At 62.2% G+C, this 24,780-nt stretch carries 23 protein-coding genes; 5 read left to right on the top strand and 18 right to left on the bottom strand.

The genetic code is table 11. The annotated features are described in order from the left end of the window. Positions 1–10 precede the first annotated feature (10 nt). A complete protein-coding gene (locus NA8A_RS17115; RefSeq protein WP_009451622.1) occupies positions 11–886 on the bottom strand; it encodes an MBL fold metallo-hydrolase in 876 nt (291 codons plus the stop codon). Then, a complete protein-coding gene (hmgA, locus tag NA8A_RS17110) occupies positions 883–2,196 on the bottom strand; it encodes a homogentisate 1,2-dioxygenase (RefSeq protein ID WP_009451621.1) in 1,314 nt (437 codons plus the stop codon). The genes NA8A_RS17115 and hmgA overlap by 4 nt, the downstream gene beginning before the upstream one ends. Before the next feature lie 113 nt (positions 2,197–2,309). Here hmgA and NA8A_RS17105 point away from each other — a divergent pair, with 113 nt between their 5' ends. After that, the gene (locus NA8A_RS17105; RefSeq protein WP_009451620.1) at positions 2,310–2,759 is read left to right on the top strand and encodes a MarR family winged helix-turn-helix transcriptional regulator; all 450 of its coding nucleotides are present in this window, start codon (positions 2,310–2,312) and stop codon (positions 2,757–2,759) included. Positions 2,760–2,765: 6 nt separating this feature from the next. Here NA8A_RS17105 and tdh read toward each other — a convergent pair whose 3' ends face one another. The 4 genes from tdh to NA8A_RS17085 all read right to left on the bottom strand — a co-directional run bounded on the left by tdh (position 2,766) and on the right by NA8A_RS17085 (position 7,212). After that, the gene (gene tdh / locus NA8A_RS17100; RefSeq protein WP_040672907.1) at positions 2,766–3,800 is read right to left on the bottom strand and encodes an L-threonine 3-dehydrogenase; all 1,035 of its coding nucleotides are present in this window, start codon (positions 3,798–3,800) and stop codon (positions 2,766–2,768) included. 52 nt (positions 3,801–3,852) lie between these two features. Continuing rightward, positions 3,853–5,040, bottom strand: coding sequence for a glycine C-acetyltransferase (locus NA8A_RS17095; protein ID WP_009451618.1), 1,188 nt, complete (start codon positions 5,038–5,040; stop codon positions 3,853–3,855). A gap of 326 nt (positions 5,041–5,366) precedes the next feature. After that, the gene (locus NA8A_RS17090; protein WP_009451617.1) at positions 5,367–6,572 is read right to left on the bottom strand and encodes an acyl-CoA dehydrogenase; all 1,206 of its coding nucleotides are present in this window, start codon (positions 6,570–6,572) and stop codon (positions 5,367–5,369) included. A 367-nt stretch (positions 6,573–6,939) separates the two neighbouring features. Beyond that, complete coding sequence (locus NA8A_RS17085; protein WP_009451616.1) at positions 6,940–7,212, bottom strand: hypothetical protein; 273 nt, start codon at positions 7,210–7,212, stop codon at positions 6,940–6,942. A 330-nt stretch (positions 7,213–7,542) separates the two neighbouring features. Between NA8A_RS17085 and mutL the strand changes: the two genes are divergently transcribed. After that, positions 7,543–9,411 carry a DNA mismatch repair endonuclease MutL gene (mutL, locus tag NA8A_RS17080; protein ID WP_009451615.1) on the top strand — a complete coding sequence of 623 codons (1,869 nt, stop codon included), beginning with the start codon at positions 7,543–7,545 and terminating at the stop codon, positions 9,409–9,411. A 14-nt stretch (positions 9,412–9,425) separates the two neighbouring features. Here mutL and NA8A_RS17075 read toward each other — a convergent pair whose 3' ends face one another. Continuing rightward, positions 9,426–9,971, bottom strand: a complete 546-nt coding sequence (locus NA8A_RS17075) for an anthrone oxygenase family protein (protein ID WP_009451614.1) — start codon at positions 9,969–9,971, stop codon at positions 9,426–9,428. A 104-nt stretch (positions 9,972–10,075) separates the two neighbouring features. Here NA8A_RS17075 and NA8A_RS17070 point away from each other — a divergent pair, with 104 nt between their 5' ends. Then, complete coding sequence (locus NA8A_RS17070) at positions 10,076–10,687, top strand: TetR/AcrR family transcriptional regulator (protein WP_009451613.1); 612 nt, start codon at positions 10,076–10,078, stop codon at positions 10,685–10,687. Between the two features lie 49 nt (positions 10,688–10,736). Beyond that, a complete protein-coding gene (locus tag NA8A_RS17065; RefSeq protein WP_009451612.1) occupies positions 10,737–10,967 on the top strand; it encodes a DUF2093 domain-containing protein in 231 nt (76 codons plus the stop codon). Between the two features lie 29 nt (positions 10,968–10,996). Here NA8A_RS17065 and lpxK read toward each other — a convergent pair whose 3' ends face one another. From lpxK to NA8A_RS17035, 6 genes are all read right to left on the bottom strand, one after another. Next, positions 10,997–12,034, bottom strand: coding sequence for a tetraacyldisaccharide 4'-kinase (gene lpxK / locus NA8A_RS17060; protein WP_040672905.1), 1,038 nt, complete (start codon positions 12,032–12,034; stop codon positions 10,997–10,999). Beyond that, on the bottom strand, positions 12,027–13,346 hold the full coding sequence (gene waaA / locus NA8A_RS17055) for a lipid IV(A) 3-deoxy-D-manno-octulosonic acid transferase (RefSeq protein ID WP_009451610.1): 1,320 nt from the start codon (positions 13,344–13,346) through the stop codon (positions 12,027–12,029). Before waaA ends, lpxK begins: the two co-directional genes overlap by 8 nt. 3 nt (positions 13,347–13,349) lie before the next feature. Beyond that, the gene (locus NA8A_RS17050) at positions 13,350–14,135 is read right to left on the bottom strand and encodes a lysophospholipid acyltransferase family protein (RefSeq protein ID WP_009451609.1); all 786 of its coding nucleotides are present in this window, start codon (positions 14,133–14,135) and stop codon (positions 13,350–13,352) included. A 12-nt stretch (positions 14,136–14,147) separates the two neighbouring features. Then, positions 14,148–14,420, bottom strand: a complete 273-nt coding sequence (locus NA8A_RS17045) for a DUF4170 domain-containing protein (protein ID WP_009451608.1) — start codon at positions 14,418–14,420, stop codon at positions 14,148–14,150. Positions 14,421–14,504: 84 nt separating this feature from the next. Beyond that, complete coding sequence (locus tag NA8A_RS17040; protein WP_009451607.1) at positions 14,505–15,344, bottom strand: 3'(2'),5'-bisphosphate nucleotidase CysQ; 840 nt, start codon at positions 15,342–15,344, stop codon at positions 14,505–14,507. Continuing rightward, positions 15,331–16,677, bottom strand: coding sequence for a TldD/PmbA family protein (locus tag NA8A_RS17035; RefSeq protein ID WP_009451606.1), 1,347 nt, complete (start codon positions 16,675–16,677; stop codon positions 15,331–15,333). The genes NA8A_RS17040 and NA8A_RS17035 overlap by 14 nt, the downstream gene beginning before the upstream one ends. A 132-nt stretch (positions 16,678–16,809) precedes the next feature. Between NA8A_RS17035 and NA8A_RS17030 the strand changes: the two genes are divergently transcribed. Continuing rightward, positions 16,810–18,630, top strand: coding sequence for a monovalent cation:proton antiporter-2 (CPA2) family protein (locus NA8A_RS17030; RefSeq protein WP_009451605.1), 1,821 nt, complete (start codon positions 16,810–16,812; stop codon positions 18,628–18,630). A gap of 39 nt (positions 18,631–18,669) precedes the next feature. Here NA8A_RS17030 and NA8A_RS17025 read toward each other — a convergent pair whose 3' ends face one another. The 5 genes from NA8A_RS17025 to NA8A_RS25520 form a co-directional block, all read right to left on the bottom strand. After that, positions 18,670–19,572 (bottom strand): patatin-like phospholipase family protein, encoded by a 903-nt coding sequence (locus tag NA8A_RS17025; RefSeq protein WP_009451604.1) that lies wholly within the window; start codon positions 19,570–19,572, stop codon positions 18,670–18,672. A 6-nt stretch (positions 19,573–19,578) separates the two neighbouring features. After that, the gene (locus tag NA8A_RS17020) at positions 19,579–20,892 is read right to left on the bottom strand and encodes a M16 family metallopeptidase (RefSeq protein ID WP_009451603.1); all 1,314 of its coding nucleotides are present in this window, start codon (positions 20,890–20,892) and stop codon (positions 19,579–19,581) included. Positions 20,893–20,924: 32 nt separating this feature from the next. Further along, positions 20,925–22,301: a M16 family metallopeptidase gene (locus NA8A_RS17015; RefSeq protein ID WP_009451602.1), complete on the bottom strand. Its 1,377-nt coding sequence runs from the start codon at positions 22,299–22,301 to the stop codon at positions 20,925–20,927. 90 nt (positions 22,302–22,391) lie between these two features. After that, positions 22,392–22,946 carry a 16S rRNA (guanine(966)-N(2))-methyltransferase RsmD gene (gene rsmD, locus NA8A_RS17010; protein WP_009451601.1) on the bottom strand — a complete coding sequence of 185 codons (555 nt, stop codon included), beginning with the start codon at positions 22,944–22,946 and terminating at the stop codon, positions 22,392–22,394. A 3-nt stretch (positions 22,947–22,949) separates the two neighbouring features. Beyond that, complete coding sequence (locus tag NA8A_RS25520; protein WP_040672939.1) at positions 22,950–24,641, bottom strand: pseudouridine synthase; 1,692 nt, start codon at positions 24,639–24,641, stop codon at positions 22,950–22,952. Positions 24,642–24,780 lie beyond the last annotated feature (139 nt).

Below are 24,780 nucleotides of genomic sequence, written 5' to 3'. Positions count from 1 at the left end.
GCTGTTTCCTTCATGCTCTGGGCGCGGACGCTCGCTTCAGCGGCAGTTCGAACCCGTCCCTTCCGATGGTAAGGGAACCCTCCCAGGTCGTTCTCACCGCCCGTTCCCAGTCTTCCGGTCCGACCTGCGGATCGTCGGCGGGGATCAGGTGGTTGAGAACAAGATGCGCGCAGCCGGCATCGGATGCAATGCGTCCGGCATCTTCGGCAAGCGTGTGGCTCGCCATGAGGTGTTCCTTCAGCCGCGCGCCATTGCCCGTGCGGGCCACGAGGCGGTCGACGCCCTCAAGCAACATCGCCTCGTGAACGAGATAGTCGGCACCCTCCGCAAACGCCGCCAGCGGCTGAAAATGGCAGGTGTCAGCGGAAAAGACCACCGACCTGCCATTCTCGTTGAAGCGCAGCGCATAGCACTCCGTGACCGGCGGATGATCGACGCGCAGGGCCTCCACCGAGAGGTCTGCCTCTTCGAAAACCCGCCCTTGGGAAAACTCCGTCACCGTGACCAGCGCACGGATATCCGGGCGGCCTTCGTCCACGATGCGGGTTTCGATATCGTAGGAAAGCGAGCGGCAGAAATGAGCCCAGACGTCACGTGTTCCTTCCGGCCCGAACACGCGAACGGGGGTTGCCAGCCCGGCTGTCCAGGCTGTGTGAATGAGCGCGCCGAGTTCGAGAACATGGTCGGAATGAAGATGCGTGATGAAAACGAGGTCCAGTCCCTTCAGGGACAGGCCGGCATCCACCAGCCCTTTCGTAACGCCAAGGCCGCAATCGATGACCGCCGAGCGGCCACCGATCTCGATAAGGCAGGAGGTGGGCATGGGGCCGCCCGGTCTCAGCGCCGGGCCGCCCTTCGTGCCCAGAAGCACCAGTCTTTCGATCACGACCAGTCGCCCTCCGGCGTCCCGTTGAAGCGCTTCTTCAGGTCGTTCCAGCAGTCGATATAGTTGTCCTGAAGCGTATCCGTCTCGGCGGCGTAACGCGTCAAATGCTGGGGAAAGCGGGTCTCGAACATGAAGGCCATCGTGTCTTCCAGCTTCACCGGCTTCAGTTCCGCTTTCGTGGCCTTGTCGAAGCCGAAGGCATCGGGGCCGTGCGGCAGCATCATGTTGTGCAGGGATGCGCCGCCGGGCACGAAACCCTCCTCCTTCGCATCGTACTGGCCTTTGATGAGGCCCATAAATTCGCTCATGATGTTGCGGTGATACCAGGGCGGGCGAAAGGTGTGCTCGGCCACCATCCAGCGTGGCGGGAAGATGACGAAATCGATATTGGCCGTGCCCTCCTCACCGGAAGGTGCCGTCAGGACGGTGAAGATCGACGGATCAGGATGATCGAACAGAATCGCGCCGACGGGCGAATAGGTCGACAGGTCATATTTGTAGGGTGCGTAATTGCCGTGCCAGGCCACCACATCGAGCGGCGAATGGCCGATTTCCGTCACATGAAACTGGCCGCACCATTTCACGAACAGCCGACAGGGCCGTTCCTTGTCCTCGTACCAGGCGACCGGTGTCTTGAAATCGCGGGGATTGGCAAGGCAGTTCGCTCCGATTGGGCCGCGATCGGGCAGCGTGAACTTGGCCCCGTAATTCTCGCACATATAACCGCGCGCCGGCCCGCTCATCAGTTCCACCTGGAAGATCATGCCGCGCGGCAGGATTGCGATCTCACCCGGCTGAATTTCGATGATGCCCATCTCGGTTTTCAGCCGCAGGCCGCCTTCCTGCGGCACCAATAGAAGCTCGCCATCAGCGTTGAAGAAATAATCGTCAACCATGGATGAGTTGAACGCATAGACATGAGTGGCCATTCCCGCCTGGCCCTGCGCGTCGCCCGCCGTCGTCATCGTGTGGACGCCTGCAAGAAAATCCGTTTCCGCATTGGGCAGAGGCATCGGGTTCCAGCGCAACTGGCCAAGCGCCAGCTCGTGATCGCCGAGATTGGGCGCGGACTTCCAGGAATCGAAACGCACGGCGCTAAAACGGCCCGTATGCTTCACGCTCGGGCGGATCCGATAGAGCCAGGAGCGCTCGTTGGTGCCTCGCGGCGCAGTGAATGGCGAGCCCGAAAGCTGTTCGGCGTAAAGCCCATAGGCAGGGCGTTGCGGCGAATTCTGCCCCTGTGGCAGAGCGCCGGGCAGGCTTTCGGTCTCGAAGTCGTTGCCGAAGCCCGGCATGTACTGGACACCCATGGCCTTCCTCCCAATTTCAACTCACGACAAATTGGTTGCAACCGTAACCATGGCGAATGTAACTATCAATCGAGGCGGGAGTGGGGATTTCATCAGGGAGTGGCCAAGCTACCATGAGCGACGACAGCATTCTGGCTCTTGAAGCCTTTCTGCCTTACCGGCTGACGCGACTTACGGATGCTGTCAGCCGTGATTTTTCGCAGGCCTATCGGGCCCGCCTCGGCCTCACGCGGCCCGAATGGCGTACGCTCGCCACACTCGGGCAATACGGCACCATGACGGCAACGGAGATCGGTACGCATTCCTCGATGCACAAGACCAAGGTAAGCCGCGCCGTGGCAGCGCTGGAACAGCGCCGCTGGCTGACGCGGAAGCCAGATCCGGGCGACCGGAGGGTAGAGCAACTCGCCCTCAGCAAGGCCGGTGAAAAAGCCTATCGCGACATGGTGCCGGTGGCGCGGGGCTTCGAGGACGACCTTCTGGAGCGCATGAAGCCTGCGGAACGCAAGGCGCTCATGGAAGGGCTGGCAGCGCTGGAGCGGGCAGCCCTCAACCGCAGTTGAGCCGCCCTACCAGCTCATCACCACCTTGCCGGACCCGCCGGAACGCATGGCCGCAAACCCTTCACGGAAATCATCTGCCTTGATGCGATGGGTGATGATGTCGCGCAGGTCGAGCCGCGTCTGGACGAGGGCGATCATCTTGTACCAGGTCTCGAACATCTCCCGCCCATAAATGCCCTTCAGATGCAGCATCTTGAAGATGACCTTGTTCCAGTCGATCTCGAAGGCGGTGGGGGCAATGCCCAGAATGGCGATCTTGCCGCCATTGTTCATGGCATCGATCATGTCGCGGAATGCAGGTGCCGCACCCGACATTTCAAGGCCGACATCGAAGCCTTCCGTCATGCCGAGCTGGCGCATCACATCGGGGAGCGTTTCCTCCCCGGCATTGACGATGTGTTGCACGCCCAGCTTGCGCGCCAGCTCCAGCCTGTCGGGATTGATGTCGGTGATCACCACCTTGCGCGCGCCCACGGCCTGAGCCACCAGAGCCCCCATGATGCCGATGGGACCGGCGCCGGTCACCAGCACATCCTCGCCCACCAGGTCGAAAGACAGCGCCGTATGCACGGCATTGCCCAGCGGGTCGAAAATCGCCGCGATCTCATCGGGAATGTTGTCGGGGATGGCCACCACATTGTGCTGCGGCAGGGCAATATATTCGGCAAAGGCGCCGGGGCGGTGAACGCCAACCCCCAGCGTGTTGTGACACAGATGGCCCCGCCCGGCCCGGCAATTGCGGCAATGGCCGCAGACGATGTGCCCCTCGCCCGACACGCGCTGGCCGACATGGTATTCGGTCACGGCGGATCCGATATCGGCAACCGTGCCAACGAATTCATGCCCGGTCACCAGGGGCACCGGAACGGTCTTGCTTGCCCATTCATCCCAATTCCAGATATGGACGTCCGTGCCGCAGATGGCCGTCTTCCTGACCTTGATGAGCACATCGTTGGGGCCGATCTCGGGAACCGGGACTTCCTCCATCCAGAGGCCTTCCTTGGGCCTGGATTTCACGAGCGCCTTCATCATGTTGGACATGGTCAACGTTCCTCGATGGTTCTGAAGAAGTGGAGTTTGAAGCCGCACGCGCTCATGGGATCACACCAAGCTCCCGCCCCACCCTGCTGAATGCCTCCACCGCGCGGTCGATATCGTCGGGCGAATGGGCAGCCGACATTTGCGTGCGAATGCGGGCTTTTCCCTTCGGGACGACCGGAAAGGAAAAGCCGATCACGTAAATCCCCTCTTCGAGAAGCCGTGTCGCCATCTGCTCCGCCAATGCAGCGTCGCCCAGCATCACGGGAATGATCGGATGATCGGCACCCGCGAGCTCGAAGCCGAGCTTCTCCATTCCGGAGCGGAAACGGCCTGCGTTGTCATAGAGCCGTGTGCGCAGCTCGTTGCCGTTTTCCACGAGATCGAACACCTTGAGCGACGCAGCCGCAATGACCGGCGCCAGTGTGTTGGAGAAAAGATAAGGTCTCGAACGCTGGCGCAACCAGTCCACCATTTCGCGGCGGGCGCTCGTATAGCCGCCCGATGCTCCACCCAGCGCCTTGCCGAGTGTGCCGGTGACGATATCGACCCGTCCCTCAACGCCGCAATATTCGGGTGTGCCCCGCCCGTGGGCGCCGACGAAGCCGACGGCATGGCTGTCATCCACCATGACCATGGCGTCGTATTTCTCCGCCAGATCGCACACGCCCTGAAGATTGGCGATGATGCCATCCATCGAAAAGACACCGTCGGTCGCGATCAGGCGAAAACGCGCGCCCTCCGCCCGCTTCAGGCATTCTTCCAGACCGGCCATATCGTTGTTGGCGTAGCGGTGGCGCTCGGCCTTGCAAAGACGCACGCCGTCGATGATCGAGGCATGATTCAGCGCATCGGAGATGATTGCATCATCGGGCCCCAGCAGCGTTTCGAAAAGACCCGCATTCGCATCGAAACAGGATGAATAGAGGATCGTATCCTCGAACCCCAGAAAGCCGGATATCCGCGCCTCGAGCGCCTTGTGCTCTTCCTGGGTGCCGCAGATGAAACGCACCGAGGCCATGCCGTAACCGTAGCGGTCGAGCGCGGCCTTGGCCGCTTCGCGCAGTTCGGCATTGTCGGCAAGACCGAGATAGTTGTTGGCGCAGAAATTCAGAACCCTGCGCCCGCCGCTTTCGATCTCGGCGGACTGCGTGGAGGTGATGACGCGCTCGGACTTGTACAGTCCCGCTTGCCTCAACCCCTCAAGTTCATTGCGAAGATGGGAAAGGAAGGCGTCGGACATGAATGCCTCGCTCTGAAGAAGGGAGAAACGGCCTCCCCTCTTCTACTACAGAGCGCAGTCGCTTTCGACCATTGACAATCTTGCATTGCCTCCCGGCGTCAGTGCAAAGCAGGTGGCGCAAAGCAGGGCGGGCATCGGTATCCGCCCCTCATCCTCACCTTCTCCCGCGAGCGGCTAGAGCATTTTGCAGTCAGGTAGAATCACTTGACGTCTAATGCAGAAAAACAAAGAGATAGCGGTTTCCGTGAAACGGTGAACCGATCTAGAAGGTGGCTTTGATACTGGCGCCGGCGGGCAGATGAGGGGCGAGCGCCGTTTGCCGCCGATCAGAAAAACGCCTGCAAGCCCGTCTGCGCACGGCCAAGGATCAACGCATGAACGTCATGCGTGCCCTCGTAGGTATTGACCGTTTCCAGGTTCTGCGCATGGCGCATGACGTGATATTCGATCTGGATGCCGTTACCGCCATGCATGTCGCGGGCCTGGCGCGCAATGTCGAGCGCCTTGCCGCAATTGTTGCGCTTGACGAGCGAAATCATCTCCGGAGCCATCTTGCCTTCATCGAACAGGCGGCCGACGCGCAGCGACCCCTGAAGGCCGAGCGCGATTTCCGTCTGCATGTCGGCAAGCTTCTTCTGGAAGAGCTGCGTCTGGGCAAGCGGGCGGTTGAACTGCTTGCGGTCGAGGCCGTACCGACGGGCACGATGCCAGCAATCCTCGGCAGCGCCCATCGCACCCCAGGAAATGCCGTAGCGGGCGCGGTTCAGACAGCCGAAGGGGCCGCTGAGGCCGGAAACGTTAGGCAGAAGCGCGTCTTCCCCGACTTCGACACCGTCCATGACGATTTCGCCGGTAATGGAAGCGCGGAGCGAGAGCTTGCCGCCGATCTTGGGAGCGGAAAGGCCCTTCATGCCCTTTTCGAGCACGAAACCACGGATCTTGTTGTCATGGGCTGCGGATTTTGCCCAGACGACGAACACATCGGCGATGGGCGCGTTGGAAATCCACATCTTGGAGCCGCTCAGGCGGTAGCCGCCATCGATTTTTTCGGCACGCGTCTTCATGGAACCGGGATCGGAACCGGCATCCGGCTCCGTCAGGCCGAAGCAGCCGATGAACTCGCCGGAAGCAAGCCTGGGCAGGTACTTCTTGCGCTGCTCCTCGGAGCCATAGGCATAGATCGGGTGCATGACCAGAGAGGACTGCACGCTCATCATGGAACGGTAGCCGGAATCGACGCGCTCCACCTCACGGGCGACGAGCCCGTAGGACACATAGCCGGCACCGACGCCGCCATATTCCTCGGGAATGGTAACGCCGAGCAGACCGGCCTCACCCATTTCGCGGAAGATCGCCGGATCCGTTTCCTCGTTCATGTAAGCGTGCTCGACGCGAGGCGCGAGCTTGTCGGCCGCAAAGGCGGCCGCCGCGTCGCGGATCATGCGCTCTTCATCGGTGAGCTGATCCTCAAGCAGGAACGGATCGTCCCAGACGAAGCTGGCCTGAGAGGATTTGGACTTGGATGCTTCCATATTCGCTATGCCTTCCCTGAAGCGGTCTGCGTTCCCCTTTGAGACGGCAACGCAACAATACGACATCGACCAGGCAGAAGAGCTGCCCTCGGCTCGCGGCGCACAATACAGTATCCGAGGCGAAGTTGACCCGCATCTAGAATGATTTTTTGGAAGGGAATTGTTCCGGTAGCAGATGGATCGAGGCTCTTTCCGACAAAAATGGAATGAGCCCGCCACCCAACAGGGCGACAGGCTCATAGGCAAAAGGGAGGGTTTGGCAGGGATTTTTCCAGGGTGTCAGACCGGTTCAGCGTTTCTCAGAAACCCTGTTCCGATCCATCCCCTTCCGGCGTGCAGCAGGCGAACTTGCCTGACTGCCTTTGGTCTAGCGCTGCTTGAGCGCCTTCATGCCCCGCGTGGCCTTGGTCTTGGAGACCTGGGAACACTTGCCGTAGACCGTGCCGTTGCTGTCGGTTGCGTCCGTATAGGTGCCCTTACAGTCGAGTTCCAGCACGAGACACGGGCCTGCGCCCTTACAGACGGCTCCGCCGTGACCATCCGAATGGGTACCGTTGGCATTGGCGGCTCCCGGAAGCGCAACGCCTCCGATGACGGCGAGAGCGAAAGTGGCGACGAGGTGCTTGTAGAAAGGTTTCATGATTTTCTCCTGTTGAATGATCCCTTCAAGCGTCAGTCGCCTGGGGCCAGAAGAAGGTTCAAAAAAATCTCATTTATTTTTTCGATGGCTCTCGAACCTCGCGAAATTCGGTTTAGGCGGCAGTCATCCCATGGTGGTGGCCATGGTGGTCGCCATGGTGGTGGCCATTGTGCGGACGTCACCCTCCCCTGTCCCCGAGCACCGGAACTTCGCGCGGCTGCAAAGGATGCCGGCGCACAGCGTTTAATGATGAATAAAGGCTGCGCACAAATGGCAGCAGCGCGCCATGTCACCCTTCGCAACCTGTCCGAATCCCCGTAAAATCGCCGCATGACCATTCGCCAGCTCTCCGACACCGTCATCAACCAGATTGCCGCCGGCGAAGTGATCGAGCGGCCGGCAAGCGTGGTGAAGGAACTCGTTGAAAACGCGCTCGACGCGGGGGCAAGCCGCATCGAGGTGGCGACCGCCGGGGGCGGCCTCAGCCTGATCCGCATCATCGACAACGGCTCGGGGATCACGCCCGACGAATTGCCGCTCGCGGTTTCGCGCCACTGCACTTCGAAGCTCTCGGAGGATATTCACGATATCCGCTCCCTCGGTTTCCGTGGTGAAGCGCTTCCTTCCATCGGATCGGTGGCCCGCCTTTCGATGCGTTCGCGCACGCAGGGAGCCGACAGCGCCGCCGAAATTGGCGTGGAGGGCGGGCGTGTTTCATCCGTGCGCCCCGTTGCCGCCAATCCCGGCACCACGGTGGAGGTCCGCGACCTCTTTTTCGCGACGCCGGCCCGCCTCAAGTTCATGAAGACGGAACGCGCGGAGACCGCTGCCATCACCGAGGTGGTGAAGCGCATGGCGCTGGCTTTTCCGGAGGTGCGTTTCTCGCTTTCAGGCACCGACCGCAATTCGCTGGAGCTGCCTTCCGTGTCCGCCGACGGCGACGGCCTGCTGCGCCGCATCGCGCAGGTGATGGGAAAGGAATTTTCGGAAAACGCTCTCGCCATCGAGGCAGAGCGCGAAGGCGTGGCTCTTTCGGGCTATGCCTCCATTCCATCCTTCACCCGCGGCAACGCCATGCAGCAATATTTCTACGTGAACGGGAGGCCGGTGCGCGACAAGCAGCTCGCGGGCGCCATTCGCGGCGCCTATATGGACGTCCTGCCGCGGGACCGCCATGCGGTGGTGGCCCTGTTCCTCTCGCTCGACCCAGCCCTTGTGGACGTGAACGTGCATCCGGCCAAGGCTGATGTCCGCTTCCGCGACCCCGGCCTCGTGCGCGGCCTGATCGTCGGCGCCATCCGGCACGCCCTGGAAACGAGTGGCATGCGCGCCTCGACATCCGGCGCAGAAGCGATGCTTTCCGCGTTCCGCCGTCCCGAAACGGAAGCCGGCAGCGCACCTGCGGCAGCATGGCCTCGCGGCAACTATGTTCCCGCAGACCGACCAGCCCGCGACTGGAGCCTTGAACGCTCTCCCACCCGCCCACTGGACGGCTTCGGCACGGCGCACCGCACGGAAGGCGGTTTTTCAGCGCCACGGCAGGAAACTTTCGACGTCGGTCCGGGATTGAGCGCCGATGCCCGTGCCGGCATCGAGGAGGCGCCACCGGAGCTGACACGCAATCCGCTCGGTGCGGCGCGCGCGCAGGTGCATGAAAACTATATCGTCGCGCAAACCGAGGATTCCCTTGTCATCGTCGACCAGCACGCCGCCCATGAGAGGCTCGTCTATGAAGCGCTGAAGGAGGCGCTGCATTCACGCCCCCTGCCTTCACAGATGCTGCTGATGCCCGAGATCGTGGATCTGCCTGAAGAGGATGCCGAACGCGTTGCCTCGCATGCGGAATTCCTTGCCCGGTTCGGGCTCGGGCTTGAGCGCTTCGGCCCGGGCGCCATCGCTGTGCGCGAAACGCCATCGATGCTCGGCAAGGTGGATGTGCCGCAGCTCGTGCGCGATCTGGCTGACGAAATCGCCGAGCATGACACTGCCGACACACTGAAGGAACGCATCGATCATATCGCAGCCACCATGGCCTGCCACGGTTCGGTGCGCTCAGGCCGCCGCCTGCGGCCCGAGGAGATGAATGCGCTCCTGCGGCAGATGGAAGCCACTCCCGGCTCCGGCACCTGCAATCATGGCCGCCCGACCTATATCGAGCTGAAACTCAGCGACATCGAGAAGCTGTTCGGACGGCGTTGACCCCGCGTCTGCCTTCATGCAGTCATTTGTCCATTCGGGCGGGCGAACCACAAAGCCGCGCCGACACATGCCAGGCTCACGAAGCTGAACGCCGTGCGCAATCCGTTCCACCATTTCCAGGGTTCGGCGTATTCTGCCCAGAGACGAGCAGCCTCGGCCGGACCTTCTGGGACCGGGACGCCTGCCAGCGCCTCGTTCATCGCTACATTCACGGCAAAGGTCGGCCAGAATGCGCCAAAACCGTAAATGCATGCGCCGGCCAGCATGAGCACTGCGGACAACCGGAAACGGCAAACAAAAAGTGCTGCCGCCGCCGCCAGCGAAACCACGGGCGTACCGAAGAAGGCCGGTGCAAAGGCGGCATTGCGCACCGTTGCGTTGATACCCTGCATAGCCGCCATGGCCGCTTGTGGCGGACTTGCGTCGAGGCCCCACATCACTGAGCAGAAATAAGCATAGAAAAAACCAGCGATAGCGCCCATCAGCAAAAGCGCGGCCAGAGAAAGAAGGAATGCAATGGCCCGAGCCCAAGGGGCCGTTTCATGAAGCTGTCCAGTCATTGGGGGTCTCCGTCGCTATAGGTATCACTCTCTGAGTACCGCTTGGTACTTGATTTTTTTAGTACCATACAGTACTCATCTCAACAAGTGATGGGAGAGATATTTTGCCCAAGCGAATAACGCCGGAGAGGCGCGACGACATTCTCGATGCAGCGCTGGCGCTTCTGGGCGAAGGCGGCCTCGCCGCTGTCACCACGACAGCACTTGCAAGGCGGGCGAGCTGTTCGAAGGACACGCTTTACACGCTGTTCGAAAACCGGGAGGCGATACTTGCGGCCCTGGTCCAAAGGCAGGCCGACGCGCTCAATGCCAGCCTGCAACCAGGGGCGGGAGACCCAACCCAGGCGCTCGTGCAGGCCGGCGCACAGCTTCTGTCCCTTCTTACATCGCCGGAATCGCTTTCGATCAACCGGGCGGCTCTCGCCGATTCCAGCGGCACCCTGTCCGCTATCCTGATTGCCCAGGGACGTGACCGTTCCGCTCCCAAAATCGTCTCGATCATCGAGAAGTTGCGTGCGAACGGAACAATCATGGTGAACGATATGCAGGACGCCTATCAAGGCTTCTACGGGCTGCTTGTGGGCGATCTGCAGATTCGCGCATTGCATAGCGCGCTTTCACCGCTGCCCGATGCGCTGGAGTGTCAGGCGCGTTCGCGCCGCGCCGTACAGCGGTTCGTGACACTCTTCGCATCCGACGGACTTCCGCTGACTTGACGCAGGCGCGATTTTGTGGCGCAACGGGTCATCAAATGAGGCTCAGATCATGAACCGTTTCGAAGGCTCCGGCGCGCGCGAGGCGCGTATTCGCTATCTGGATGGCGATTTCCAGGTGATGGCGCCCGGCGCCTTCGTGCGCTGCGCGGTAACGGGGCAGGAAATTCCGCTCGACGAGTTGAAATACTGGAGCGTCGCGCGGCAGGAACCCTATATCAACGCGGATGTCTCTCTTGCCCGCGAGATCGAAGAGAATCCCGCCCTCAGGGTACGCAAATAGCCAAGCCCCTTTGACGGGAGTGCACGGGTTCAAGCGCTTTTCAGACTGCGCTCGCGCCACGCCTCGACGGTGTTGTTGATAATCGTCGGCGCCATATCCGGCGCGGAAAACACAGCCTGCACCTTCAACACCCGGCACCGGGCCGCAAAAGCCTCCAGCGCCTCGCCCCCATGGGCAAGACGCACCAGATCCTTTTCCGTGGTGATCAGATTCAGACCTTCAGCATCGGCTGTGGCGACGAGCTCCTGCAGCTCTTCCTCAAGATAGGGGTGGTGATCGGGAAAGCTTTTCTCCAGCACCACCTCGCCGCCCGCTTCGCGCAGGCTGTCATAGAATTTGGCCGGATTGCCGATGCCGGCAAATGCGAGAAATCTCGCACCCTTTATCGAGCGCACACCATACGGCTTCAACCGCGCATCGAAAACCGGCTTGCCGGCGCGCGATGTCTGACGCACCACATATTCGGCCGCGTCGCCTTCGCCCATGGTAACGACAGCGTCGGCCCGACGCAGTTGATCGATCAGCCTGGCGCGCAGCGGCCCTCCGGGAATGACATGACCGTTGCCAAGCCCGCGCCGTGCATCCACCACCATCAGCGCATAATCCATATGGATGCGCGCGCTCTGGAAGCCATCGTCCATGATGATGAAATCGCAGCCTTCCTCAAGAAGACGCTGGGCGCCAGCCAGCCGGTCCGGCGTCACGACCGTCGGCGCATGACGGGCAAGCAGCAAGGGCTCATCGCCCACATGCCGCGCCGCATCGGCCTTCGGCTCGACCACATGGGGCCGGGACAAGGTGCCGCCATGCCCGCGCGACAGGAAACCGGGGTTGCGTCCGGCGGCCTTTGCCTCGGCTGCAAGCGCTATGGAGACCGGCGTCTTGCCTTCACCGCCCACCGTGAAATTACCCACGCACAGAACCGGGGCATTGACGGGCATGCGGCGCGCAGATGCCATACGGTAGCCCGCCGCCGTGCCGTATAGCGTAGAGAACGGCCACAGACACCAGGCGCGCCAATCCGCCTTTTCCCACCAGAAGGGGGGCGCCTCGGTGGTCCTAGCCATAATCGTCCCCGCCATTGAGGCGGCTCTTGACGATGAGCGGATGAATGTAGGGATCGAGCGCCTGCAAGGTCCGCTTCAACGCGCCGGACATATCCTCCACCGCAGCGAGGCCCGCCTGCATCATGGCGCGGCGCGCCTTGTAGTTGTTCAGAAGGTAGTTCACGCCGCCCGCCAGCATTTCACCGTCGCGAACGAGACGAGCCCCGCCACGATCGATGAGGCGGCGATAGGCATCCCGGAAGTTCTGGACATTCGTGCCTGACAGCACCGCGGTCCCCAGACGCGCCGGCTCAAGCGGGTTCTGACCGCCCTCCTGAACCAGAGAACGGCCGACAAAGGCCACTTCGGTCAAGCGCAGATACAGCCCCATCTCACCGATGGAATCACCCAGCAGAATGTCCGTATCGGGCGTAATGAAATCATTGCGGCTGCGCCGCCCCACCTTGAGGCCGCGGGCCTTGAACTGCTGTTCCAGCTCATCACCGCGCTCGGGATGGCGCGGTACGACAATGGTGAGAAGATCGGGATGGCGCGGCTTCAGCTTGACGTGGACATCGGCGGCGATCGTCTCCTCGCCCTCATGGGTCGATACCGCCGCCCAGGTTTCCCGGTCGCCGATGCCATCCTCAAGAAACTCAAGCGCCGCCTTGTCCACGGGAGGCACCCCGGTATCGCCCTTCAGATTTCCCGAGACGGTGACCGGACGCGCGCCGAGAGCGCGGAAACGCTCACCGTCCAGCTCGGACTGGGCAATCACATGGGCCAGGTTTTCAAACAGGGCTTCGGCGAGATAGGAGCGTTTCTGCCAGCTTGCGAAGGAACGGTCGGACAGGCGGCCATTGACCAGTACCTGCGGCACGCGGCGCGCACCAAGCTCGAGAATGGTCATCGGCCAGATTTCCGATTCCGCCATGATGGCGAGGTCGGGCTTCCAGTGATCGAGGAAGCGGCTGACAGCAGGCTTCAGATCGAGCGGCACATATTGGTGAATGACACGGTCACCCAGCCGCTCCTCCGCGACCTTCGCAGAGGTCACGGTGCCGGTAGTGAGCACGATGTTGATACCGTATCCAAGAAGATGATCGATGAGCCCCAGCACCGCCACGGTCTCGCCCACGCTGGCGGCATGCATCCAGATCAGCGGCCCTTCGGGACGCGCCCGGCCCGCACGTCCATACCGCTCATGCCTGCGGGTACGATCTTCCTTGCCCTTGCCTGCACGCCACACGATGTAGCCGCCGACCAGCGGGAAGGCCGCGGCGCCAAGCCAGCGATACGTGGTCAGTATAGTCCGCGCCCACCGCTCGCTCATCGGTCACTTGCCGTCTACGAGAACGTAGGCCTGCCGCGTTGCCTCGTTGAGAGAGACGGTCAGCTCAACGCGCTTGCGTTCCAGCTCCTCCTGATCGGCATCGCCCGGAACGAGAACGGGTTCACCAAGCACCACGGCGCTTTTGCCGAAGGGAAGGTTGATGGTTGTCTTGTCCCATGTGCGCTCAAGCACCTTGCGGCGGCTCGTGGCGATGGCCACCGGCACGATGGGGCGGCCAGAAATGCGGGCAAGCGTGACTATGCCAAGCCCCGCCTCGCGCGGGGTGCCATGGGGTATGTCTGCGATCATGGCCACGTTGCAACCACGCTCGATGGTCTTTTTCAAGGCAATGAGCGCCTGGGCCCCGCCCTTGCGATGATCGTGGACACCCTTGCGTCCACCCGAACCGCGCACGATGCCGAAGCCAAGCTTCTCGGCAACCAGTGCATTCAGCTCGGCATCGGCGCTGCGCGAGAACAGCGCCACGAGCCGGTGCTTGCGCGGATTGATGGCAGGCCCCATCAAATGCTGCCCATGCCACAGGGCAGCGATTGCCGGCGAATATTCGGAAATGGCGGCTTCGAGATCGTGCGAGCCGGCGACACGCGGATTCGTGAGGTCGATGAAGCGCACCGCCCATGCCATGACGGTTGCCAGGAGCTGCTTGACGACGCGCGAGCGGGCAAGCGGCTTGCGAATGCGTCGCCACAATTCCTTTAAAGGACGCTTGCCTGTTTTCTTGCGTTCGACGCTCATTGCATGCGAAGGCGCTGTCGCCTTGTTGTCCATCGACTGCCCTTCTTATCCCTGCTCAGTTCCAGCGCCGGGGCCAGAACTGGAGCCAGCACTGGGATCGAGCAGGCGGTGCAGATGAACGATGAAATAGCGCATATGCGCATTGTCCACGGTTTCCTGAGCCTTGGCCCGCCAAGCCTTTTCGGCGGATTTGAAATCCGGGAAAATGCCAACGATGTCGAGCGCATCGAGGTCGCGGAAATTCATGCCGGCCAACGAGGAAAGCTCGCCGCCAAACACCAAATGAAGAAGTTGCTGCTTTCCGTTTTCTTCGGTCATGACGAAACCCGTTTGCAAGGGAATACGGAGGGATGCAAATCGCTACCCGCTCGTGTAGAGGAATTCCCGCGATTTTGAAACCATCTAGAGGCCGCTTCCCCCGGCTTCTGATCCCGGCTGTTGCGACAGCACGAGCTTGAGCGGTTCGAGCAAGGCGCGGCTTGCTGCAAGCAGCGCACCGTGCTGAAGTATCTTCCCGCCGTAGAGCAGGCTTTCACCTGCGGAATTCACTATGGCTCCGCCCGCCTCGCGCAGAATTAGGTCGGCCGCCGCAATATCCCAATCATGGGCGTTGGGTTTCACGAAGGTCGCATCGAGCGCGCCGCTTGCGACCATCGCAATTCGGTAGGCCAGCGATGGCACATGGCCATGCGGGCGCGTGCGCGCGGAAAGATCGGCCGGAAGCAACGCCAGCATGGCCTTCGGGCCGGCAATGATTATCTCATCCCCCGGCTCATCCCCTTGGGTTCGCGCCAATATGGGCAAGCCATTCATAAAAGCGCCACCACCTTCCAGAGCCGTGTAACGCTCTTCGAGAACCGGGCAATCGAGGACGCCTGCAAAAGTGCGCCCCTTCTCGACCACGGCAATGCTGACGCACCATGTGGGGCGGCCGTCGATGAAGGCGCGTGTACCGTCGATGGGATCGACCACGAAGAGGCGCTCGGCGGCGAAACGGTCCTGCGACGGTGCGGTCTCCTCCGACAGCCAGCCATAATCAGGCCTTGCCGAAAGCAGCACCTCTTTCAGAAAGCGGTCCACCTCGAGATCGGCTTCGCTGACGGGGGATTTCCCGCCCTTCCACCACACTTCCGGGTCCTGCCGGAAATAGCCGAGCGCGATTTCGCCCGCCTTGCGGGCGGCGTCGGCTATCAGGACGAGGTCATCGGAGAGCTCCGGTGCCCGTTTTTCATTTTCCGGCAAGCGTCATGCCCTCGATCAGAAGTGTGGGTGCAGCCGTTCCGAAATTCCGGTCGAGATCGTTCGCGGCCGTCATGTTCAGGAACATGTCCTTCAGGTTCGAAGCGATGGTAACCTCCGAAACCGGATAGGAAAGTGCCCCATTCTCGATCCAGAAGCCAGCGGCACCCCGGCTGTAATCGCCGGTTACGAGATTGACGCCCTGGCCGAAAACCTCGGTGACGTAGAAGCCCGAGGGGATTGCGCCAATCAGGGTTTCGGGTGCCGCCATGCCCGCTTCCAGAGCCAGGTTGGTGGAAGCGGGTGTCACGGAGGACGATGCGCGCACGCCACGCCCATTGGTGCCGGGAAGACCGAGCTGACGCGCGGCGGCGGTGGCGAGAAACCACTGGTTCAGCACACCATCATCGATCATCACGAGCCTTTCGCCGGCAACGCCCTCGCCATCGAAGGGACGCGAGGACTGGCCGCGCAGGCGCATGGGATCATCCGTGACGGTGATGCCGGAAGCGGCGACCTTTTTGCCCATCATGTCCCGAAGGAAACTGGACTTGCGGGCAACGGACGCGCCATTGATCGCAGAGGCCAGATGGCCAGCAATGCCACGAGCGACACGAGGATCGAACACGACCGGGAACCGCCCGGTGGCGACCTTGCGCGCGTTGAGACGACCGGCCGCCCGCTCTCCCGCGCGCCGGCCGATATCTTCCGGGCGGTCGAGATCGGCATAATGAAGACGCGAAGAAAAATCGTAGTCGCGCTCCATACCCGTTCCCTCGCCGGCGATCACGCTGACGGACCGGGAAAACCGCGTCGCTTCATACTGGCCGAGAAAGCCGCCCGAAGTTGCGAGCACAAGCCCGCCGGAACCAGCGCTTGCGCCTGCCCCCGAGGAATTGGTGACGCCTTCCACGGCAAGGGCCGCCGCCTCAGAAGCGAGAGCGGCCTCCTTGAGCGCCTCGGTGGAAACCTCGGTGGCATCGAACAGGTCGAGATCGCGCACCTCAGCGGCCAGGCGGTCCGGATCGGCAAGCCCCTGATAGGGATCTTCCGGCGAGACCCGCGCCATGGCGACCGCGCGTTCGGCAAGGGGTGCCGGATCGGCGTTGGAGGGGGCCGAAACGCTGGCGACACGCTTGCCAACGAAAACGCGCAAGGACATGTCATCGCTTTCGGAAGCTTCCGTGCCCTCCACCTTGCCAAGACGGACCGACACGCTGCGGGAGCGCGCGCGCACCACCACCGCATCCGCTTCATTGGCGCCGGCGCGGCGCGCCGCTTCCACGAGGGCGGCCACACGGTCGACCAGATGCTGCTTGTCAGAATTCGCCGTCATCGATGTTCCTGGATGGAGAAAAACTTTGCGCGTGAGGCGGAGCAACGGGCTTCGCCTTGCTTCCATTTATGATTCGGTCGACATATGTGCAATGGCATCGTTGATTTTCATGACCGGACAGAATGCACGCTGATGGCCGTCGAAGCCGCGCCTCTCTACTATGAACCTCTGCTGCTGCTCGGTGGCGCGGTCATTGCCGCGCCGTTGTTCAAGCGCATTGGACTTGGCACCATCCTTGGCTATCTGGCTGCCGGCATCGTCATCGGACCGCTCGCTCGCCTCATCTCCGATGGCGAGGAACTTTTGCATGTGGCCGAGCTCGGCGTGGTGCTTCTTCTGTTCATCATCGGCCTGGAACTCAAACCCGCACGACTCTGGGCCATGCGGCGCAGCATTTTCGGGCTTGGTCTGGCACAGGTGCTGATCACCGGGCTCGCGCTGGCCGCAATCGGCTCGTTCGTCCTCGGCTTCAGCTATGGCGCGGCACTTATCATCGGGTTTGGCCTCGCGCTCTCCTCGACGGCCTTCTCGGTCCAGATGCTCGAGGAGCAGGGTTCGCTCAACCGGCATTACGGCCAGACCTCCTTTTCGATCCTGCTTTTTCAGGATCTGGCCATCGCACCGCTGCTGGCCCTGATCCCGCTGCTTTCACCCGGCGGCGAAGGCGCCGAAGCGATCAGCGGCGAGCGCTTCCTCCTGGCGCTCGGAGCCGTCGTGGCGCTCATTGCGGCGGGTCGCTACCTGCTCAATCCCATTTTCCGCGTCATCGCCAATGCGGGGGCCAAGGAAGTGATGATCGCGGCCGCCCTGCTCGTGGTACTCGGCTCGGCAACACTGATGCAGATGGCGGGGCTTTCCATGGCGCTCGGCGCCTTCATAGCGGGTGTGCTTCTTGCCGAATCGTCGTTCCGGCATGAACTCGAAGCCGATATCGAGCCATTTCGCGGCATTCTGCTCGGCCTGTTCTTCATGGCCATCGGTCTTTCGCTCGATCTCGGCATGATCCTGTCGAGCTGGCTGCAGATCCTGATCGCCGTACCCGTTCTCATGATTGTCAAAGCCATCGTGCTTTACGGGCTCTGCCGCATATTCGGATCCGATCACAACGACGCGGTGCGCGTCGCCGCGTTGCTTCCGCAGGGCGGCGAGTTCGGCTTCGTGCTTTTCACGGCTGCCGCCTCCGCTTTCATCTTCCCCTCCTCCATGGCCTCGCTGCTGATTGCCATCGTCACCGTCTCGATGGCGCTTACACCGCTTTCGGTGAAGATCGGCTCCATGCTGATGCGGACGGTGGAAGAAGAGGAAATGGACGAGGACTTCGAAGGCGCGGGCGCCGACGTGATGCTGATCGGCTTCTCGCGCTTCGGGCAGGTCGCCTCGCAAGTGCTGCTTTCAGGCGGAACCGAGGTGACCATCATCGACCATTCCGCAGACCGGGTGCGCGCAGCCGGATTGTTCGGTTTCCGCATCTATTTCGGGGACGGCCGCCGCAAGGAAGTTCTGGAAGCGGCCGGCATCCGGCGTGCCAAGCTTGTCGCGGTCTGCACCAATGGCGTTGCCACCACCGACAGGATCGTCAACCTCATCCGCGACGAGTTTCCGCATGTGCGCCTTTTCGTCCGCTCCTATGATCGCGCCCACACGCTTTCGCTGCGGGCCCGCGATGTCGAGTACGAAATTCGTGAAACAGCGGAATCAGCGCTGACATTCGGTCGTAAAACGCTCGAAGCGCTCGGTACGGAAGAGCAGCTTTCCCGGTCGATTGTGGAGGATGTGCGTCGGCGCGACGAAGAGCGGCTGGAAATCCAGGCGGTCGAGGGAATTTATGCCGGCAACGACAAGATGCGCGTCAGGCCGGTCACGCCGGAACCCTTGATCAAGCCGACACGCGAATCCCGCCGTCTCGACAAGGAAGCCGGCGAAGAGACGTTGCAGCAGGCGGACGAAAATTAAAATCCGGCTTTCCGCCTGAGATCGCATGAAATCGGAAACTCACGCGCCTGCCTTCTCCTGCCGACCATGGGCTGCGACCGCCTTGTCGATGGCATATTTCAACTCATCGCGAATGCTGGCCGTTTCCGCCAGTATGGCGTCGATCTTCAGGAAATCGAGCACCCGGAAGCGGGAGACCGGGGGGCGGATCAAGATATCGGGATGCCGCTGCGACAATTTCATCGCAATGATGGACTGCATCATCAGCTGGCTCGCCCCGAACATCAGTTCGATGGAGGTCGGTGCCTTGCCACCCGTATCGGTCGGGGCGCCGACCACGTCTATCGCGATCAGAATGTCCGCCTCGCCCTCCACCAGATCGAACGGCACCGGATTGTAGATGCCGCCATCGATGAGGGTGCGACCATTGCGAACCACGGGCCGGAAGACAGCAGGGATTGCCGCTGAGGCCGCCAGCGCCTGACCAAGCGGCCCCCGATCCAGAACAGCCAGCTCGTGGCCGAAATAGTCCGTCGCGGTAACCCTGAGCGGTATCTTCAATTCCTCGAATGTGGCCGGCACGGCCGCAGGCAGGAAGGCCTTGATGATGCGCTCTGCATTGAACTGGCCGAAACGGAAGCCCCCTTCAACCATTTCCGACAGATTGCCGGGGCGCGCGCGCCAAAGACGGCTCGCCACCTCGGCGCGGCTTTCGAGGATCGCGCGCGCATGCGCGTGGATTTCCTTACCGGTAATGCCGGCGGCAAGGCCTGCTCCCATCAAGGCGCCTATCGACGAACCGGCGATGACCCGCGGTCGAATGCCAAGTTCGTCGAGCACTTCGATGACATGGAGATGCGCCAGCCCGCGCGCGCCGCCGCCGCCAAGCGCCAGCGCAAAGGACGGGCCGCCCGACGCAGCGATCTGCGATGAATGCCGCCCGGTTTCGGCCGCCTGCCCCACTTCGCTCTAGCCTCCGTTTTGAGCTGGTCCGACGATGAGCACCGCAGGCTTGGCCGTCAAGAGACGGCGGGCTGCCTGTTTCACATCGTCGAGCGTTACCGCATTGATGAGATCGGCACGCTTTTCGATGTAATCGATACCCAGATCGTCCTGCTGAAGCCCCACGAGCGTTCGCGCGATGGAGGCTGAGGAATCGAGGTTGTTGATCGCATAGGCGCCGATGACATAGGTCTTCGCAGCCGCGAGCTCCGCCTCGCTCGGCCCCTTGTCGCGCATTTTGGCAACCACGTCCTCGATTACCGCGAGAGCCTGGCTTGCCTGCTCGGCGCGGGTGGCCGTCTGGATCGCCAGTGTCTGGGCGTGGTTGCGGCTCATCAGATATGAGGTCGCGCCATAGGCGAGGCCCCGCTTCTCGCGCACTTCGGTGAAAAGATGCGAGGAGAAGGTTCCGCCACCCAATATGTGGTTCATGAGATAGGCGGCGAAGAACTCGGGATCGTCGCGCTCAATGCCGGGATAAACGAGCTGGATGGTGGATTGCGGCAGCGGATAGTCGACATTCACTTCCTGATCAAGCGTCGGCTCCACAGTTGCGACCGGCGTCAGATCCGCCGTCTCCGGCAGATTTCCGAAGACTTCATCCAGCGCCTTGCCGAGTGTTGCAGCGTCGATGTCGCCGACGACGCCGATGGTGATGTTGGAGCGGGCAAAAAGCTTCCGGTGAAAAGCCTTCAGATCGGCAGTGGTGATGCTGCCGATGCTCTCCAGCGTGCCCTCATCGGGGCGGGCATAGGGGTGATCCCCGTAGATCGCCTTTTCAAGCGCGCGATAGCCCTGCTTGTTGGGGTCCTTCTCGTCAGAGCGAATCTGCACCGCGATCTGGCCACGGATACGCTCGACGGGGTCGGTGTCGAAGCGCGGGCTGGTGATGGCGAGGCGGAGAAGCTTCAACACTTCATCGCTGTTTTCCGAAAGCATGCGCACCTGACCGGTGATCGCATCCGAACCGGCACGGAAGGACATCTCCGCACCCAGATCCTGCAGCTTTTTCTGGAATGCTTCCGAATCAAGGTCGCCAGCCCCTTCGTCAAACAAGCCCGACATAAGATTGGCGAGGCCTTCCTTGCCGACGGGATCTTGAACAGACCCGCCTTCGAACGCGAACTGGAATGTCACGATGGGGATCGAATGATCCTCTACCAGCCAGGCGGTCACGCCCTTTTCGGACTTCACTTCCTGTATCTTCACCGCCGCCTGAACCGGCGCGACGAGAAGCAGAATGAAGGCGAACAGGACGCCAGCCATGGAAAATCCGCGCATGGGAGAAACTCTTCCGTGAAAATGGGAACGCATCATGACCGCTTCTCCTCTTCCTTGGGAAGGAGATAGCCCTTCACGGCATGCGACAGATCGAGATAGCGCTGGGCGACCGCCTTCACGCTGTCGGGCGTAACCGCGGCAAGCCGCTCGGAAAGCCCGGTGATATCCTCAACGGAACCGCCGGTCGCGAGCGTCGCTCCGAATATGTTGGCCGTACGGACCTGACTGTCCCGCGCGAAAATCATGTCCCGCTCGATCTTCTTGCGCGCTGTCTCAAGCTCTTCTGCGGTGATGCCGTCCTTCTTGATCCGCTCGATCTCGGCGGCCAGAGCCTTTTCGACTGCCGCCAGATCGGCGTCGCCACGCGGCTCTCCATAGACAACCAGTCCGGAATAATCATAGGCGCTCGCCTGGAGATAACTGCCTGCGCTCGCGGCAATGCCCTGCTTGACCACGAGCTCCTGGTAAAGGCGGCTCCGCAGGCCTTCGCCCAGCACTTCCGACAGGATGGCGAGCGCTTCGAACTCGCCCTTTTCGGCACGTCTCTGGGAGGGAACGAACCAGTTGATCGACAGATTGGGCACGGTCACGCGGGGGTCGCTGAAGGTCACGCTGCGCGCCGTCTTCTGGTCGGGTTCCATCGGGCGCGTGCGCTGCGGCAGATCGGGGCCGCGCGGGATGGCGCCATAGCTCTTCTCGGCAAGTTGGCGCACCTCATCGGGCTCCACATCGCCGGCGACAACGAGAATGGCGTTATTCGGCGTGTAAAAACGGTCGTAGAACGCCTTCAGATCGTCATGGGTTAACCCCTCGACCTCCCGCTCCCATCCGATCACGGGGATACCGTAGGGATGGTTCTGGTAAAGGGTCGCGTTAAGCTCTTCCGACAGGATCGCGCTTGGCACATTGTCGGTGCGCTGGCGGCGCTCTTCAAGCACGACCTGGCGTTCGGTTTCGATGTTTTCTTCCGACAGGACCAGATGACGCATCCGGTCAGCCTCGAAGCCCATCATCTCGCCAAGCTCGCTGGGCGCGACCTGCTGATAATAGGCCGTGTAGTCATAAGAGGTGAAGGCGTTCTCATTGCCACCGACATCGGCGACAGCCTTGGAGAACTCGCCGTTCGTATAGGTGCTCGTGCCCTTGAACATGAGATGCTCGAAGAAATGCGCGATGCCGGACTTGCCCGGCGCCTCATCGGCACTTCCGACCTTGTACCACACCATATGGGTAACGACCGGGGCTCGGTGATCGGGGATCACCACCACCTGCATGCCATTATCCAGGGTGAAACTTGAAACATCCGTCTTTTCCCCGGCCTCTTCGGCAAGGGCGGCGAGCGGCAGGGCTGCCGACACGACCAGGGCGAGTGCCGCCCGGCGCGCGGCATCCGCAATTGAGTATCTCATGAACAAATCCCGTTTCGTTCGGTTCGGCGCCCGCGGAACATCGCATGTCCACACGGCATGTGAAAGCTATCGGCGCAAAAGTGACCAAACTCAGGCGATGGATGCAAAGGTGGCGCAGGAGGTTCCGTATTCGCGCCGGTCCATCAGTTCGAGCCCCCGCGGCGGCTCGAACGGAGAAGCCGCAGCCTCCTCAACCACGACAAGGGCGCCCGGAACGAGCCACCCCCCGGAAATGGCCGCGGAGAGGGCCTTCTCGCCCAATCCCTTTCCATAGGGCGGATCGGCGAGCACGAGGTCGAAAGGCAGCATGGTGCCCACCTCGCCAAGCCTCGTCGCATCGCGGCGGAAAATCTTGCTGCGCCCCTGAAGCCCCATCGCCTCGACATTGGTGCGGATCAGAGCGCGGGCGGCAGCGGCCTCTTCAATGAAGAGCGCAAAACTCGCACCTCGCGACAATGCTTCCAGCCCCAATGCGCCGGTGCCGGCAAAAAGATCGAGCACGCGCGCGCCCTCCAGTTTTTCCGGATAGCGATGCTCGAGGACGTTGAAGAGGGCTTCACGCGTGCGGTCCGTCGTCGGACGGATCGCATCACTGCGCGGCGTTGCCAGCGTGCGTCCGCGAAACTCCCCCCCGACAATGCGCATGGATCACCGTTCTCCGCGTGGCTTGCCGGAACGCGGAGGCCTGCCGCCGGGGCGATTGCCCGGACGGGCACCCGGCTTATCCGATCCCCGGCCTGCTCCTTGACCGCTCCCTTTGCCGAAAGGCTTGCCTCCGGGTTTGCCCGAGGATTTCGCGAAGGGCTTGCGGTCTCCTTCCGTGCGCGCGGCGCGAGGCTGGTCGCCATCGCGACGCGGCGGGCGGCCACCCTCGCGCGTCTCGCCGCGTTCAAACCGGGGCTTGTCACCTCGGGAGAAACGTCCGCCCTCCTTGGCGAAGGGCCGGTCGCCATCGCGGCGGCCCTCACCTTCCTCGCGCTTGCGGAAGGGCTTCTTGCGTCCTTCGAAACCGCCTTCGGCGCGCTCGCCCTCGGGGCGTGGACGCTTGGCAAATCCAGGTTTCCCGCCAATACGGGCAGCATCGCCTCCGAAGCGCTTCTGTCCTGCCCCCTTGCCCGGCCTCCCCTTGAAGGGTTTCGCTTCCTTCTGCGCGCTTTCGGCGGCCTCGGCAGCTTCAGCAGCCTTTCGCTTGCCCAGCGGGCGGGCGCCCGGCGCCATCCACACATGGGTGCCACGGTTATGGCGGGCCGGACTTTCACGGCGCTCGCGATCCTCGCCGCGTGGACCCGGCTTTGTCTGCAGGCGGCCACGCATTTCCTCGCGATGGTCCTCGCGCTCGCTCTTGCGATTGCGGAACCCGCCTTGCCCCCCAGACCGTTCAGGTCGCTCAGAGCGCTGCCCCCTCCGATCCTCCTTCTCCACCGCTTCTTCGCGGCGTCCGGCGCGCACCGGTTTGTTGGAGAACGGCGTGGCGATCGGCGCTTCGAAATCGGCTCCCGCCTCGGAAATCAACCTTTCGCCCAGCTGCTCGCGCAGGGTGCGGCCCTTGATCTCCTGAACCGCCCCTTCCTCCAGCATGCCGAGCTGGAACGGACCGTAGGAAATGCGGATCAGTCGGGTAACATCGAGGCCCAGCGCGCCGAGCACATTCTTGACTTCCCGGTTCTTGCCCTCACGCAGACCGATGGTCAGCCAGGCATTGGACCCCTGCTCCCGATCCAGCGAAGCTTCGATGGCGCCGTAGAACACACCATCAACGGCGATGCCGTCCTTCAGGCCTTCGAGCGCAGCCGCATCGACCTTGCCATGAACACGCACGCGATAGCGGCGCAGCCAGCCGGTGGAGGGCAGTTCAAGGGTTCGCGCAAGACCGCCATCGTTCGTCAGCACCAGAAGCCCTTCGGTGTTGATATCGAGCCGGCCAACCGTGATCAGGCGCGGCAAGCCCTCAGGCAACACGTCGAACACCGTCTTGCGTCCTTCCGGGTCGCGGTTGGTGGTAACGAGGCCCGCAGGCTTGTGGAACAGGAACAGGCGCGTGCGCTCGACCGCAGGCAGAGGCTTGCCGTCCAGCAAAATGTTGTCGGAAGGCCCAACATTGACTGCGGGCGTGTCGAGAACCTTGCCATTCAGCGTGACGCGGCCGGCCTCGATCAAGGCTTCGGCATCTCGCCGCGAGGCGACACCGGCACGAGCCAGGCGCTTGGCAATGCGCTCGACCTTGCCATTGTCTGCCTGCGCAGCTTCAGGTCCGCGGCCCTCTTGCCCGCGTCGTTCTTGCTTGTCTTCGCGAGATGCCTTTTTCGGGCTGAATGTCTTCTTGGGTCGGTCGCTGCTCATGATGGCCTTGCTGCGGGGACGCGCCGTCTTTCGGCATGCGAAATCTGCCCCGGTTCGATAAAACCTCGGATCGCCGTCCCGCATTATCATACATGATGGGCGTTCGGGCGGCGTTTCTGCCTTACCGGACGATTCCGTC

This window comes from Nitratireductor indicus C115, assembly GCF_000300515.1.
In the GTDB taxonomy this organism is placed as follows: Bacteria; Pseudomonadota; Alphaproteobacteria; order Rhizobiales; family Rhizobiaceae; genus Nitratireductor; species Nitratireductor indicus.
This window is presented reverse-complemented; position numbering and strand designations above follow the sequence as displayed.

Excerpts from the sequence above, each read along its gene's own strand:
- hmgA (WP_009451621.1), bottom strand. The coding sequence starts at position 2,196 with ATGGGTGTCCAGTACATGCCGGGCTTCGGCAACGACTTCGAGACCGAA.
- NA8A_RS17105 (WP_009451620.1), top strand. The coding sequence starts at position 2,310 with ATGAGCGACGACAGCATTCTGGCTCTTGAAGCCTTTCTGCCTTACCGG.
- tdh (WP_040672907.1), bottom strand. The coding sequence starts at position 3,800 with ATGTCCAACATGATGAAGGCGCTCGTGAAATCCAGGCCCAAGGAAGGC.
- NA8A_RS17095 (WP_009451618.1), bottom strand. The coding sequence starts at position 5,040 with ATGTCCGACGCCTTCCTTTCCCATCTTCGCAATGAACTTGAGGGGTTG.
- NA8A_RS17090 (WP_009451617.1), bottom strand. The coding sequence starts at position 6,572 with ATGGAAGCATCCAAGTCCAAATCCTCTCAGGCCAGCTTCGTCTGGGAC.
- NA8A_RS17085 (WP_009451616.1), bottom strand. The coding sequence starts at position 7,212 with ATGAAACCTTTCTACAAGCACCTCGTCGCCACTTTCGCTCTCGCCGTC.
- mutL (WP_009451615.1), top strand. The coding sequence starts at position 7,543 with ATGACCATTCGCCAGCTCTCCGACACCGTCATCAACCAGATTGCCGCC.
- NA8A_RS17075 (WP_009451614.1), bottom strand. The coding sequence starts at position 9,971 with ATGACTGGACAGCTTCATGAAACGGCCCCTTGGGCTCGGGCCATTGCA.
- NA8A_RS17065 (WP_009451612.1), top strand. The coding sequence starts at position 10,737 with ATGAACCGTTTCGAAGGCTCCGGCGCGCGCGAGGCGCGTATTCGCTAT.
- lpxK (WP_040672905.1), bottom strand. The coding sequence starts at position 12,034 with ATGGCTAGGACCACCGAGGCGCCCCCCTTCTGGTGGGAAAAGGCGGAT.
- waaA (WP_009451610.1), bottom strand. The coding sequence starts at position 13,346 with ATGAGCGAGCGGTGGGCGCGGACTATACTGACCACGTATCGCTGGCTT.
- NA8A_RS17050 (WP_009451609.1), bottom strand. The coding sequence starts at position 14,135 with ATGGACAACAAGGCGACAGCGCCTTCGCATGCAATGAGCGTCGAACGC.
- NA8A_RS17045 (WP_009451608.1), bottom strand. The coding sequence starts at position 14,420 with ATGACCGAAGAAAACGGAAAGCAGCAACTTCTTCATTTGGTGTTTGGC.
- NA8A_RS17035 (WP_009451606.1), bottom strand. The coding sequence starts at position 16,677 with ATGACGGCGAATTCTGACAAGCAGCATCTGGTCGACCGTGTGGCCGCC.
- NA8A_RS17030 (WP_009451605.1), top strand. The coding sequence starts at position 16,810 with ATGGCCGTCGAAGCCGCGCCTCTCTACTATGAACCTCTGCTGCTGCTC.
- NA8A_RS17020 (WP_009451603.1), bottom strand. The coding sequence starts at position 20,892 with ATGCGCGGATTTTCCATGGCTGGCGTCCTGTTCGCCTTCATTCTGCTT.
- NA8A_RS17015 (WP_009451602.1), bottom strand. The coding sequence starts at position 22,301 with ATGAGATACTCAATTGCGGATGCCGCGCGCCGGGCGGCACTCGCCCTG.
- rsmD (WP_009451601.1), bottom strand. The coding sequence starts at position 22,946 with ATGCGCATTGTCGGGGGGGAGTTTCGCGGACGCACGCTGGCAACGCCG.
- NA8A_RS25520 (WP_040672939.1), bottom strand. The coding sequence starts at position 24,641 with ATGAGCAGCGACCGACCCAAGAAGACATTCAGCCCGAAAAAGGCATCT.